The 14,040-nt window shown below is 67.0% G+C and carries 7 protein-coding genes; 4 read left to right on the top strand and 3 right to left on the bottom strand.

What is annotated here, in order from left to right; translation table 11 throughout:
* The first annotated feature begins 9 nt into the window (after positions 1-9).
* A complete protein-coding gene (locus K6L26_RS13755) occupies positions 10-588 on the top strand; it encodes a carboxymuconolactone decarboxylase family protein (protein WP_005060984.1) in 579 nt (192 codons plus the stop codon).
* 181 nt (positions 589-769) lie between these two features.
* Here K6L26_RS13755 and K6L26_RS13750 read toward each other — a convergent pair whose 3' ends face one another.
* Entirely contained in the window at positions 770-2,116 is a 1,347-nt protein-coding gene (locus K6L26_RS13750) for an alpha/beta fold hydrolase (RefSeq protein WP_221853264.1), read from the bottom strand.
* 16 nt (positions 2,117-2,132) lie between these two features.
* On the bottom strand, positions 2,133-3,968 hold the full coding sequence (locus K6L26_RS13745) for a S8 family serine peptidase (protein WP_245008729.1): 1,836 nt from the start codon (positions 3,966-3,968) through the stop codon (positions 2,133-2,135).
* 214 nt (positions 3,969-4,182) lie between these two features.
* Here K6L26_RS13745 and K6L26_RS13740 point away from each other — a divergent pair, with 214 nt between their 5' ends.
* From K6L26_RS13740 to K6L26_RS13730, 3 genes are all read left to right on the top strand, one after another.
* Positions 4,183-6,045, top strand: a complete 1,863-nt coding sequence (locus K6L26_RS13740) for a peroxidase family protein (RefSeq protein ID WP_221853263.1) — start codon at positions 4,183-4,185, stop codon at positions 6,043-6,045.
* An 8-nt stretch (positions 6,046-6,053) separates the two neighbouring features.
* Positions 6,054-7,169, top strand: a complete 1,116-nt coding sequence (locus tag K6L26_RS13735) for a catalase family protein (protein ID WP_064897425.1) — start codon at positions 6,054-6,056, stop codon at positions 7,167-7,169.
* A 122-nt stretch (positions 7,170-7,291) separates the two neighbouring features.
* On the top strand, positions 7,292-9,892 hold the full coding sequence (locus K6L26_RS13730) for a LuxR C-terminal-related transcriptional regulator (protein WP_221853262.1): 2,601 nt from the start codon (positions 7,292-7,294) through the stop codon (positions 9,890-9,892).
* On the opposite strand, the gene K6L26_RS13725 is transcribed toward K6L26_RS13730, so the two are convergent.
* Entirely contained in the window at positions 9,886-13,947 is a 4,062-nt protein-coding gene (locus K6L26_RS13725; RefSeq protein WP_221853261.1) for a bifunctional nitrate reductase/sulfite reductase flavoprotein subunit alpha, read from the bottom strand. The genes K6L26_RS13730 and K6L26_RS13725 overlap by 7 nt on opposite strands.
* Positions 13,948-14,040: the final 93 nt, after the last annotated feature.

The following is a 14,040-nucleotide window of genomic DNA, read 5'->3' as shown; positions in this document are numbered from 1 at the left end:
GGGCCACCCGTGACCATGGCGGAACGCGTACCGATGCTCGACCGCGAGCAGGCCCAGCTGCGGGCTGCCGAATGTGGGTTGCCCGAAGAGTTGGCAGACCTGTCGGTATTCCGCGTGGCACTTCATCAGCCGCGTGTGGCAGTTGCGCTGCACGGGCTGCTCGACGCGTTACTCTTCCGCGGTTCCCTTGACGCGCGGCTACGCGAGCTGGTCATCATGCGCATCGGCTGGATCACCGGCTCCGAATACGAATGGACCCAACATTGGCGAATCGCCACACTGCTCGGCGTGCCTGAGCATGATCTCCTCGCGGTGCGCGACTGGCAGAATTCCGAAAGCCTCGGGCCAGTCGAACGTGCGGTCCTCGCAGCGACCGATGATGTGGTACGCGACGGGGTCATCTCCGAGGAAAACTGGGCTGCGTGCCAGAAGGCATTCAATAGCGATCACGCGGTTTTAGTCGAACTTGTCGGAGCAATCGCCAATTGGCGGCTCTTTTCAATCCTGCTTCGATCCCTGAATATTCCACTTGAGTCCGGTACCGACGGCTGGCCGCCCGATGGGCGAGCTCCTCGGCGTGGCGATTGAGCGAAAAACGTGGGCCGATGCTTGACCGAAGCGGTCAGCGCCCCAATCGCCAGACTACGACCCGTGTCGTAGACGGACAAGTCCCCCCTCGGACACCCGACTGAGACCAGCGAAATGGACGCCAGCGTTCATTTCCGAGCCGATGGAGTGTGTTGAGCGGCGAAGCCGCGATCACACCCGATCAAGCCGGGTTCAATCTCCCGGCGGCCGCGGCAACCCAGGTCAATTCCTCGTGGAAGATGTCGCTGTGCGCGCCGGATGGCCCCTCGTCCTTTGCCACCACACCCGACGAGTCCAGGTTCAGTATCTGACCGGGCTGGAACGGGTAGCTCGCGCCCGCGTCGCCCAGGGCCTGTGTCTGGGACTGATATGCCCCGTGTGAGCCCATGGCCCGCCAGCGGAACAACGGATCCTCGACTGCTGCCGCGTCTTCGCCGGCCGCGGCCGAGGCCAGCGGATAGAACGTTCCGAGCGCCCGGTCATGGCTGGAGAAACAGACGGTCAGCGGCCCGTCGATGCGGTTGAGCAGCCCCGTCAGCTCACCTGCGCCCTTCCGGAACGGCAGCCGCTCGGTGAAGGTGAACCGGGAGTACGCGCCCTGCAGCAGGGTCACCGCCTTCACCGGTGAGGGCTGGACATCGCTGATCCCCGCGATCGCATAGGACACCACCCTGGCCCCGAAACTGTGGCCGACCAGGTGGATCCGCAAATCGGGGAAGTCCGCGTGAAGCTGATCGATCACCGGCCCCAGCCCGCGCCGCCCCACCACTCCGGCGCGGTTCTTCATCTTCCAGTAGCTGAGTTGGCGCAGTGCCTCCTTGGCGCCGTGCCAGAGCCGCCCGGCGATATCGCCCAGACCCGCCGCTCCCCCGTCGGTGTCGTCGAATCGCACTCCGGCGGAAGACAACTCATCGGCGAAGGTGGTGAACAGCTTCTCCGGGTCCTGGTCGGGCGCGAGCATCCCGGGCCCGGCATCGGGGGCGTCGGCTTCACCGTCGTTGAACCCGGTCTGAGTGGCCGCGCTGAATTCACGCAACGCATCGAGCAACTCCGGGAGGCGATCGGTGTTCGGTGGGGCGGCCAGCAGGCCGGCGACCCGGTCCAGCTGCTCCTTGCCGTGCGGAAACATGTCCTTGAGCTCCGCGAGTTGGGCTGGGTCGATGGTGGCCGGCCCGGCGGGCACGGGGGCCGCCTCGTCACCCAGCGCCGCCGCACCGCCGCCGTCGTGCGCCGCCGGTGCGGAGAAATCCGGGATGGGCTCGTCGCGCCAGAGCTGCGACGGCCACCGCACGCCGACGAAGCCGACTGCGCGAGCCGGGTCGAGCTGCGGTGCCAGTAGCCCGAACCACCGGCCGTACAGACTCGTCGCGGCCGCTTCGTCGTTGTTCCAGCCATGGGAGAACATGACCAGATCGGTCAACCCCGCCGCACCGATCCGATCCTTGAGGTCCGCCAGCACCACCGGGTCCGGATCGCCATCGGCATCGAATACCAGGCGCCAGGTCCGCTCTGCCACATTGTCGGTCATCGAATTCCCTTTCACGTCATACTGATTGCAGGGCGCGCAGGAGATCCAGCAGGCCACTGCCCTGGAATGCCGGGTCCCGGTTCAACGAGGTCGCCGATTCGACGAAGATGCGCTTGATCGCCTCCGGTTCGCTGACGAACTCGCGCTGAACCGAGAGGAATGCGGCTATCGCGCCGGATACGTGCGGAGCCGCCATGCTGGTTCCGCTCTCCTCGACGTAGACCGGCACGTCGTCGGCCACGGTGATCTGATTGGTGACCTTGTCGCGGCGACTTCCGGCCGCGGCCGAGGTGATGCGTTCCCCGGGTGCCACCAGGTCCGGTTTCCGCCGCCCGTCCCCGGTGGGGCCACGCGAGGAAAAGTACGAGACACCGAAGGTGTGCGGCGAGCTCCGGTGCGTGGAGCCGACGGTGATCGCGCTCTCGGTGTTTCCCGGATCGTTGATCGTCATGTCGGCGGTGAACTTGACCGAGTCCTTGCCGAAGGCCGTGTTCAGTGACACGTAACCGGAATTGCCCGCGGCCACGACCACCACCACACCTGAGCGCACGGTCTTGTCGACCTCGATGCACATCGGGCTCTGCCCACACGCGTACCACTCGGCGTCGAATTCGTAGCCGAGGCTGAGGTTCACGCCGTGAATCCGGGGCACCCGCTCACTTCCGGCGTTGAGCTTCCGAACGTAGGCCAGGGCCTGCATCACCCGACTCACCCGGGAGGCCTCATCCCCACGGCCGAGCACCTTGAGGCTGACCAGCTTGGCCTTCGGCGCCATACCCGCCAGCCGCGACGGGTCTGCCACGGTGCGCGGCGCGGTGATCGGATCGCCCCCGTGCTCAGGATCATTGAGCCGCTTCTCGACCACCACCACGTCTTCGGGTTTGCGGTCCACCAATCCTCCGGCGATGATCCCGGCCACGTGCGTGCCGTGCCCGTCGGTGTCGGTCAGCGGGGCGTTGCCTCCGGTGAAGTCGCAATGCAGGTCGACCACCGCCGGATCGCTCAGGTTCTGATACGCCGCGAAGTGCGCGTGCTTCTCGTCGATGCCGGAATCGACTACGGCCCAGACGATTCCCTCGCCGAAGCTGTCGAACGACCGCTGCGCGGCGATGGCCTTGATGGTGGTCGAGGAAGCGTCGATCTGGGGGTGCACCTCGAAATCGGGCCAGATCCGGTAGACCGCCCGCTCGGTCCAGGACTGCGGGACCGCATCCGCGGAAACCAGGGACTTGATCTGGTCGGACGTCAGCTCGCCGGCCATGAACTGATCGGCCAGCGCCACGGGCGTCTGGGCCCCACCGACCAGCTCCCACAGCCGCGCCACGCGCTCGATCGCGGCGGCCACCGATGGCTGGAAGGTCAGGTTGAGCTCGATCATGATCGGTATGCGACCCTCGCTGCCTTCCCGCGCCATCGCGGTGCGCAGCGGCGGTGTCACGACGCCGGCGAGCACCGGATCGCGTTTGGGCGGTTCGGTGGTGCCGGCCTCCGGTGCCGCCGCGCATTCGCCCGCCGCAGCGGCAGCTCGCGCCCGCGGCTGAGTCGCCGCCTCGGTCCGGACTCGCGCGTCCGCGACGGCTTGGCGTCCCGCCGCGGTCAACCGCACCGTGTCGCTCTTGGCCGTCTTCGGCGCGATCAGCCTGCGCCGGCGAAGTGTCGCGACGGCATCGTGAACCCGGTTGTGCCAGTAGGGGTTGGCATTCTCGTACTGCCGGTCACGCTCGGTGAACTGCGAAGCGAACCTGGCCGCGACGGCCTCGGCCAGCGACGTCATGTCGGTGACCGAGCCGCCCTGGCGGTCTCCCAGCACAGCCAGTACCCGATTTGCCCAGACATCCCCAGTTGAACTCACCGCGCTCCTCGGCACACTCCGCCACCCCAGGTTTTCCTGCGTCGATCGATGGTCGCTCAGAAGAGCCGGATGTACACGCGTATTCGACTACTCGAAACCCGACGAGGCCGCACATTCCGGATCGGGTAGCGCACTACTCATGTCATTTTCGCCCCGCTGCACAACAATCGTTTCCGGTAGGCGGCACCGCATTCTCCGCGGAGGGAAACAACGGATGGTGACCACGGCGCGACAGGCTCCAGCGATCATCGCCACGGCCTGGTCGCGGTCCCGGTCGGTGACGGTCACGCTGGGGGCCTGGTTCGCCCAGTGGGTCGACCAAGCGGTGGGCTGGCCACGCCTTCCCAAGATCATCGGCCTCGCGGTACTGGCCGGGCTTCGCCACCAGCTGCGCACGTCGAATCTGTATGCCGCCGAACCTGCCCCGGTAACCCCGGCCGGGCCGGTCGATATCGGCAACTATCTGGGTGCCCGGACGCGGGACGGCTCCTACAACGACCTGGCCGACCCGACGATGGGTGCGGTGGGTTGCCGCTTCGGCCGCAATGTCCCACCCGAACACTCATACCCGGAATCCGCCCAGCGGCTGCTCGATCCGAATCCACGGCTGATCAGCCGTACCCTGCTGACCCGCGATACTTTTCAGCCCGCGACGACACTCAATCTGCTGGCCGCGGCCTGGATTCAGTTCGAGGTGCACGACTGGTTCGCCCACGGCTCGGTGCCGTCCCGGCCCTGGGTGGTGCCGCTTCCCGACGACGACCCGTGGCCCCAGCGCCCGATGCGGGTCGAGCGCACCCCGCCGGATCCCCGCCCCGGCCGGGCCGGCCCGCCCAGCTACGTCACACAGGAGTCACACTGGTGGGATGCGTCCCAGATCTACGGGACCACACCGGCATTCGCCACCGCACTGCGCGCCCCCGAGCACGGCAAGCTGCGCATCGACGACGCGGGGCTGCCGCCTCCGGAGGTCGAGGCGACCGCGGACCTGTCCGGCACGGCCGGAAATTTCTGGCTGGGTCTGGCCCTGCTGCACTCACTGTTCATGCGCGAGCACAACGCGATCTGCGACCACCTGGCCGGAGAATATCCCTACTTGACCGGCCAGCAGCTCTACGACAAGGCCCGCCTGGTCAATTCCGCGCTGATGGCCAAGATCCACACCGTGGACTGGACACCGGCGATCATCGCGCACCCCACGACGGTTACGGCCATGCGCGTCAACTGGTTCGGGCTCCTCGGCGAGCGCCTGGGCCCCCAGCTTCGGCAGCGCTTCGGCCGGATCAGTACCAGCCCCCTGCTGCACGGCATCCCCGGCTCACCGACCACACACCACGGTGTGCCGTACTCGTTGACCGAGGAGTTCGTCGCCGTATACCGGATGCACCCGCTGATCCCCGACGAGTTCACCTTCCGCTCACTGGCCGACGACCACGTCACCGCCCAGCACGAGCTTCCTGAGCTGTCGGTGCTCAACGTGCGCGCCAGGCTGGCAGAAAGCCCGATGGCAGACCTGTTCTACTCCTTCGGTCGGGCTCACCCCGGCGCGTTGTCGCTGCACAACTTCCCGCGACATTTGCAGCACATGCACCGCGTCGACGGCACCCTGATCGACCTGGCGACCATCGACCTGATCCGCTCCCGGGAGCGAGGTGTGCCGCGCTACAACCAATTCCGGGAATTGTTCCGGCTCAAGCCGGTCAAGACGTTCGAGGAGCTGACCGGCGAGACGGTGCTGGCGGCCGAACTTCGTGAGATCTACGACGACGACATAGACCTCGTCGACCTGATGATCGGCCTCTACGCCGAACCCAAACCGCCCGGATTCGGCTTCAGCGACACCGCGTTTCGGGTGTTCATCCTGATGGCGACCCGCAGGCTGGAGAGTGACCGCTTCTTCACCGCCGACTTCCGGGAGGAGACGTACACCGTTGCCGGCATGAAGTGGGTGCGCGACAACGACATGCGATCGGTACTGCTACGGCACTTTCCCCGACTGTCCCCGGCCCTGACCGGGGTGGCCAACCCCTTCGCTCCATGGAACCCGGTGTCCCCCACCAGAAAGGCATCCGTATGACCGCAGCCATGACCTCCGCCGATGTACGTCGCGTGGCCGAAAGCCTCGATCCGGTCCGCTACCGCGACGATCTCGAACAACCGAAGGCCAGTGAAGCCAAGGACATAGAGAAGATCGTCAAAGCACTGCGCAAGAACAACGAACGTGCCTACAAGAAGTTCAAGCACGGCCTGCGCGATGCACACGCCAAGAGCCATGCCATCCTGCGCGGCGAGCTCATCGTCAACCCGGACCTACCCGAGGTGCTGGCCCAGGGAATGTTCGCCGAAGCACGCAGCTTCCCGGTGATCGCCCGCATCTCGACCACCTCCGGCGTACTGCGCAGCGACCGGAACCGCGGAGTACGCGGACTCGGCATCAAGGCCATCGGCGTGCACGGTGCCCGGGCCATGACGGACCCGGGCGACGAATCCAACGTGACGCAGGACTTCGTCCTGGTCACCCACGAAGAATTCCTGTTCGCCGACGCCCACGCGTACCGCACCCTCGGCATGCTCAGCGCCACCCTGCTGGCCAGGTTGTCCGACAGCGCACTGTGGGTAGGCAGCGAGCTGCTCGGCGCGCTCAAGAAGATCGGCCTGCCGATACCGCCGAATCTGGCGGTGTTCGTCGCCCCCAACCGCCCCATCCTGGGCGAGACGTTCTTCTCCTCCGCCCCGATCCGCTATGGCGATCATGTGGCCCGGTTCAAGTACGAACCCACCTCACCAGAGGTGAAAGCACTCGCCGATCAGACCCTTCCGCGCAATCCCGGGCAGGACGAGCACCGCGATCTCATCATGGAGTTCTTCGGAAAGCATTCCGCGGAATACACATTCAGCGTCCAACTGTGCCTCGACGAGCAGACCATGCCGATCGAGGATGCCACGAAACCCTGGAAGTCGCCCTATCTGCCGGTCGCCAAAGTCGTTTTCCCCCAGCAGAACCCGTACAGCGCCCTGCGCCGCGCATACGGCGACGATGTGTTGTCCTTCAACTCGTGGCGCGGCCTGCAAGCCCACCGCCCGCTGGGGTCCATCAACCGGCTGAAGCTCAAGGTGTATGAAGCGTCGAGCGACTTCCGGCACCAGGTGAACCGCATCGAGCGGCGCGAGCCCGCCGATATCTCCGAGCTTCCGGATTGACGCCGGCGGACAGGGAAATACTTGCAATGGGAAGAACATTCGCCGCCACCGCCGACAAACACCGCCCCGTCGACGCCTTGTTCGGCAGCGTTGGCGGCCCCATGCCCCTAGACTCAGGATTCATGCCTGGTCAGTGGCAGCTTTTGGACCGGCCCGCCGAGCACGAGGCCATTCGGGCCGCCCTCAGCGGGACGGACAGCTGCGGAGTTGTTCTCGTCGGAGCCGCGGGGGTCGGTAAGACCACCTTGGCGCGCACCGTGACGGCGTCGTTGAACCGGAAGGTGCACTGGGCCGCGTGCACCGAGTCGTCGCGCAGCATCCCGCTCGGCGCGTTCGCCCACTGGGTGTCCTCGTCGGGATCCCGCGATCCCATCGCCCTCATCGGGTCGGCACGCGAATCGCTGGTGGCCGAGGGCGACACCATCGTCGGGATCGACGACGCCCATTTGCTGGACCAACTCTCGGCAACACTGCTGCACCAGATCGCAGTGGAGCGCTCCGGTCACCTGGTGGCCACCGTCCGCAGCGGCGAGCCGGTTCCCGATGCCGTCACCTCACTGTGGAAGGACGGTTACCTCGAGCGCTTCGAACTCAATCCGTTCACCAAACAACAGAGCATCGCACTCATCGAAACCGTGCTGGGAGGGACGCTGGAGGGCCTCAGCGCCGACGTGATGTGGGAGACCTCCGGTGGCAATCCCCTGTTCCTGCGCAACATGGTCGAGGGCGCGGTCGACGCCGGCACGCTGACAAAGGTCAACGGGGTGTGGCAGTTTCGCGGCCCCACCGTCATCCCCTCCGGCCTGATCGAACTGCTCGACGAACGGCTGGCCCACGCGGGTGAAGACGTCCTGAACGCACTGAAACTGCTGTCGCTGTGCGAACCACTCGACATCGACGCGCTGGCCGAACTGGCGGGCGAGGACGCGGTGGACGCCGCCGAGATGCGCGGCCTGATCCGAATCGTCGCCGACGACGGTCAGACCAACGTCCGCTTCAGCCACCCGCTGTTCGGCGAGGCAGTGCGCCGCAGGGTCGGCACCGCGTCGGCCCGCAAGCTGCGGGGCCGCATCGCCAAGATCTTGCACGAACGCAACCTCGACTCGCCCGCCAGCCGAATCAAGTTGGCCGAGTTGGCGATCGAGAGCGACCAGGGCACCGACATCGAACTGCTGATCACCGCCGCGAAGGATGCGGTGTTCCTGTCCAACCTTCCGCTCGGGGAGAAGTTGGCCCGCGCGGCCTTCGATCACGGCGGCGGACTCAGCGCGGCCGCGCTACTGTCGCGCGCGTTGTTGTGGCAGGGACATCCGGCCCAGGCTGACAGCATCCTCGAACAGTTCTCACCCGCCGATCTCGATGAGATGGAACTCGTGCAATGGGGCATTCCGCGGGTGTCCAACCTGTTCTGGTCCCAAGGCGACGTGACGCGCGCCAGTCAGGTGCTCGCCCTCCTGCAGGAGCGGGTCACCCATCCCATCCTGAAACTGGTCGTCGATGCGACCGGTGCCGGCATGGCGGTGCATCAGAACAAGATTGCCGAAGGCCTTCAGATCGCCGAGCGGGTCCTGGCCAACCCCGAGGCACCGCGGCAGGCCGTGGATTTCGCGGCATTCGCCGCGGGGCTGTCGATGCCGCTGGTGGGCCGAGGCGAGGATTTCCTGCCGATCGCCTCACGCTGCCGGGCACAGCGCAAGACCACCGACGGCATGATCCGGATCATGGTGTTCTACGGCGAGGTGCTGGCTCTGGCCTACACCGGTCAGCTCGAACGGGCCCGGCAGCGTGCCACTGAGTACGCCGAGTTCTCCTCGGCCGGCCAGTTCGCCGGCTGGGCCATCGCCAGGATCATGGACGGCGTGGCCGCTACCCACAGCGGTCGGTTCCGCGACGCCATCCGGTCCATCGAGCAGGCCCTGGCCGCGCTCAACGCGGAGAGCTCGCTGCCCTGGCAGCTGCCCGGCCGGCTGCTACTGGCCCGCGCCTACGCGGCAGTGGGCGACCCGGCCGACGCCGAGCGCGTGCTCGAGGACGCCAAGGAACACTCTGGCGAGTTCATGGCGCTCCACGAACCCCTCCGGATGGTCGCCAACGCCTGGGTGGCCGCAGCCAAGGGCGGGCATCGCTCGGCAATCGACCTGGCCCGCGCCGCCGCCGATGCGGCGCATTCGTCGGGGCAATATGCGGTCGAGGCCGAGGCCCTGCACAGCGCGGCGCGGTTCGGCGATCGCAGCGTGACGCGTCGGCTGCAGGAGCTCGTCGACCGGGCCGGCGGCCCGCTGCCCGCGCTGTACGCGCGGCACGCCGCCGCGGTGGCCGCGGCCGACGCGAACGAACTGGACAAGATGTCCACCGCGTTCGAGGAGGCCGGGTTGCTGTTGTCGGCCGCCGACTCCGCGGCCCAGGCGGTGCCACTGCACGACAAGGCCGGACACCGCCGCAACAGCACCGAATCCGCCGCGCACGCGCTGCAACTGGCGTCCAAGTGCGGCGGGGCGGCCACTCCGGCAATCCGGTCGGCCGCCCGGCCGCTGCCGGTGACCGGTCGCGAACGCGAAGTGGCCGGCCTGGTGGCCCAGGGCTTGTCGAACCGCGACATCGCCGAACGTCTGACCGTCTCGGTCCGCACGGTGGAAGGCCACATCTACCGGGCCTGCATCAAGCTGGGCGTGGCCGACCGAGACGAGTTGGCCAAGATCATCTGGAACGACCTGGGTCAGTAGACGTCGCGTACGTACCGCTTCTGGGCGACCAGGTCTCGTTTGTAACCTCGGGCGGCGTCGTCGGACATTCCGCCGTGGCTCCGCAGGATTGTGGTCAGCGTGGCGTCCACGTCCTTGGCCATCCGGGCGGCGTCACCGCAGACGTAGAGGTGGGCGCCCTCGTCCAACCAGCGCCACACCTCGGCGCCGCGCTCGATCATCTTGTGCTGCACGTACACCCGGTTGGCCTGATCTCGGGAGAAGGCCAGATCCAGCCGGCTCAGGAACCCGTCGGCAGCCATCTCCTCGAACTCGTCGCGGTAGTAGAAGTTCTCGTCGCGGTGCTGGTCGCCAAAAAAGAGCCAGTTCCGGCCGCGGTGTCCCAGCGCGCGACGCTCTTGCAGGAATCCCCGGAACGGGGCGATGCCGGTGCCCGGCCCGATCATGATCATCGGGGTATCCGCGTCCTCGGGTGGGCGGAAATGTGGTGAGCGCTGCAGGAACACCGGCGCGGCCGCGGCCCGGTCGGCGAGGAATGTCGAACACACCCCGCCCCGGTGCGCGCCGCCCGGCCCTCGGTATCGCAACACCGACACCGTCGTCTGGACTTCGTGCGGGCTGACCAGCGGGCTTGACGAGATCGAATAGTTGCGCGGGGTCAGCCGGACCAGAACCTCTTGCCACTGCTCGGGTTCGGCACGCACCGCGAACTCCGTCACCACGTCGAGACCGTTGCGGTTACGCAGCCAATTGCCGCGCCGCTCACCGGAATTGCGCAGGATCTTGGCGGCGGAGCGATCTGGGCAAGCGTCCGAGACAAACCGCAACAGGTCCGGCGTCACCCGGCAGATGTCGTACGACGAGATGAGGGCGTCACGCAGCGACTGCTCAACCCCGTCGACCTCGATCACCGAATCCGGACAGAGGGCGGTGGCCGCCAGCCAGGCGTCCACCACCGCCGGATCGTTGCAGGCATAGACACCCAGCGAGTCACCGACCGAATAACTCACCTCGTACTCGGAGATGTCGAAACCGAACTGACGCACCTCCTTGGCGGCAGTCGGGGCCGTCAAACGTTCGTTGCGCCCCAGGACAGCCAAAATCGGCTTGGCCCTGGTGAATTCGTCCGGCTCGGTGGGAATGACCGTGCGGATGCCGCTGCCGAGTGCCGCCGGTAGGGGCGTCGCACCGGTGAGCGCGGTGGTGACCGCATCGGCCCAGCGCCGCATCGGCTCGTCGTCGTAGGCCTCACAGTCGGCACGCTCGAGCAGCTTGGTCGCCCCCAGATCCGCCAGCCGCTGATCCAGCGATTTGGCGTGCCCGCAGAAGTTGTCGTAGGACTTGTCGCCGATGCCGAGAACCGCGTAGCGCAGGCCGTGCAGCTGTGGGGCGTCCGGACCCTGTAGCCGGTTCCAGAAATCGGCGCCGTTGTCCGGCGGCCCGCCGTCACCGAACGTACTGGTGACAACGAGGACGTCGCGTGCGGCGGCCAGATCGGCCAAGGCGAGATCGTCCATGTTGACCAACGAGGCCCCGTCGATGCGGTCCGCCAGCCCGGCCGCGAACTCCTCGGCGGTACCGGTCTGCGAGGCCCACAACACCATCGGCCCGCCCGGTACCGGTCGCCGGCCCGGCTCACTGTCGCCGTCCCGCGAGTAGCGTCCGGCGAGCACCCCGTCCACCCACAGGCGCACCGTGGCGCTGAGCGGCGCCGAAGCCGGGAGCACCGGCACGCCCACGGGTGCATCCGGCAGACCGGTGAAAAAGCCGGCCAGATAGATCTTTTCGTCGTGGCTCAGCATCGGCTTGGCTACGGCAGCCAATCCCGCCTCGGCTGCGAGCGGATGAAGTGCCGACGTGCCGTCGACCGATCGGACCGGGCGCAGGCTGACCGCGCACACCTTGAACTCCGGCTGCAGCGAGTCCGAGTCGACCGCGTCGTTGGTCACGGCGTTGACCGTGAGGTACTCGCCGTGTTCGTCGTTCCAGTGGAACGGCGCGAAGCAGTTGCCGGGCCGCACCCGGTCCGACACCTTGGCGGGCAAGACGGCACGCCCGCGCCGGGACGTCAACTCGACCTGCTGCCCCTCGACGATGTCGAGCTCGAGTGCGTCCATCGGATGGATTTCGACGAACGGCGCGGGATTGAGTTTGTTGAGCTTGCCCACTTTGCCGGTCTTGGTCATGGTGTGCCATTGATGTTGCAGCCGACCAGTGTTGAGCACCATCGGGTAGTCGTCATCGGGCAGTTCGGCGGCGTCCATGTGCGGCCGGGCGTGGAAGACGGCCCGCCGCGACGGGGTTGCGAACGCCAGCCGGGGCCGGCGTCCGTCCGCGTCGACGAACAGATCCTGACTCACTCCGTCGTTGAGGTAACGGATGGGGTGACGGTCATCGGCACCGCCGGGGCCGTCGCCGGGCGGAACCGGCCATTGCAAAGGAGTTTCACGCAGCCTCGCGTAATCGGCGCCACGCAGGTCATATCCGGTCTTCGGATTGGCGAATTCGCGGATTTCGTCGAAGATCTCCTCGGCGGACCGGTAGTCGAAGTGCTCGGCGAATCCCAGCTGCGTCGCGACCTGGCAGATCAGCTGCCAGTCCGGCCGGGCCTGCCCCGCCGGGGCGACCGACGGAGACAACAGGGTCAGATTGCGCTCCGAATTGACCATGACGCCTTCGGCTTCCGCCCACAGCGCCGCGGGCAGCAAGATGTCGGCGTAGTGGTTGGTGGCCGTGGACCGGTAGGCGTCCTGGACGACGACCAGCTCAGCGGCCTCCAAGCCGTTGATCACGGTCTTCCGGTTGGCCACGCTGGCAACCGGATTCGTGCAGATGATCCAGCAGGCCTTGATGTGTCCCTGTTCCATCTGTTCGAACATGCCGATGGTGCCCGGTCCAACCTCGGTGCGGATGGTGTCGGGTTCGAGGCCCCACCGGGTCTCGACGAAGGCCCGGTCGTCAGCGGCAAGGACCGACCGCTGACCGGGCAGCCCCGGCCCCATATAACCCATTTCCCGGCCGCCCATCGCATTGGGCTGGCCGGTCAGCGACATCGGTCCGCTGCCCGGGCGGCAGATCGCGCCGGTGGCCAGGTGCAGGTTGCAGATCGCGTTGGTGTTCCAGGTGCCGTGGGTGCTCTGGTTGAGCCCCATGGTCCAGCAGCTCATCCACTCCCCCGCCTCGGCGATCATCGCTGCGGCAGTGCGGATGTCGGCTTCGGGGATTCCGGTGATCTCGGCGACCCGGTCCGGCGGGTAATCGGCCAGGAAGTCCGGCATCGCCTCCCAGCCGGTGGTGTGCTCGGCGATGAACTCGTGGTCGATGGCACCGGTCTGGAGCAGCAGGTGCAGCAGGCCGTTGAGCAGCGCCAGGTCGGTTCCCGGTTTGATCTGCAGGAACAGATCGGCGCGTTCGGCCGTCGCGGTGCGGCGGGGGTCCACCACGATCAGCTTGGCGCCGGCCTTGAGCCGATCGGCCATGCGCAGGAACAGGATCGGATGGCAGTCGGCCATGTTCGCGCCGGTGACGAAGAACAGGTCGGCCCGGTCGAAGTCGGTGTAGGACCCTGGCGGACCATCGGATCCGAGCGACTGTTTGAAACCCGTGCCCGCACTCGCCATACACAACCGTGAATTCGATTCGATGTGGACGGTGCGCAGGAAACCCTTGGCCAGCTTGGTGGCCAGGTACTGCGCCTCCAGCGTCATCTGGCCCGACACATACAGGGCCACGGCGTCGGGGCCGTGCGCGTCGATGATGGCCCGCAGCCGGCGTCCCGCCTCGGCCACCGCGTCGTCCACCGGTGCCGGTACCAGTTCATCTCCGCGGGTGGGGCGCAGCAAAGCGGTCGTGAGCCGGTCGTCGTCAGCGGCCATCATCTCGGCGTGCATCGCCCCCTTGGTGCACAGCCGTCCGAAATTGGTGGGGTGCAGCTTGTCGCCGCTGACCCGGGCGATCACCGTGCGGCCGTCGTCAACCCTGGTAGTGACCTCGATACCGCACCCGACGCCGCAGTACGAACACGCGGTCCGGTGTGTCTTGTCCGGGGTTGATCCCGAGCCCGCGCCGTCCGCCATGCCCCCATGGTGTGGTGAGGGTGTTGTCGGATCTTTCCGGCGGCGTTATCGGCACGAAAACTGATCCTCACCGCGCACCGTAGCGTCCTGTGA

It is taken from the genome of Mycobacterium farcinogenes, from assembly GCF_019739075.1.
Lineage (GTDB): Bacteria > Actinomycetota > Actinomycetes > Mycobacteriales > Mycobacteriaceae > Mycobacterium > Mycobacterium senegalense.
Note: the sequence above shows the minus strand (reverse complement) of the source record. Positions and strands in the feature narration are given on the sequence as shown.

What these genes read in the sequence shown, in the direction of transcription:
- K6L26_RS13725 (WP_221853261.1), bottom strand. Translation starts at nt 13,947, where the DNA reads ATGGCGGACGGCGCGGGCTCGGGATCAACCCCGGACAAGACACACCGG.
- K6L26_RS13730 (WP_221853262.1), top strand. Translation starts at nt 7,292, where the DNA reads ATGCCTGGTCAGTGGCAGCTTTTGGACCGGCCCGCCGAGCACGAGGCC.
- K6L26_RS13740 (WP_221853263.1), top strand. Translation starts at nt 4,183, where the DNA reads ATGGTGACCACGGCGCGACAGGCTCCAGCGATCATCGCCACGGCCTGG.
- K6L26_RS13750 (WP_221853264.1), bottom strand. Translation starts at nt 2,116, where the DNA reads ATGACCGACAATGTGGCAGAGCGGACCTGGCGCCTGGTATTCGATGCC.
- K6L26_RS13735 (WP_064897425.1), top strand. Translation starts at nt 6,054, where the DNA reads ATGACCTCCGCCGATGTACGTCGCGTGGCCGAAAGCCTCGATCCGGTC.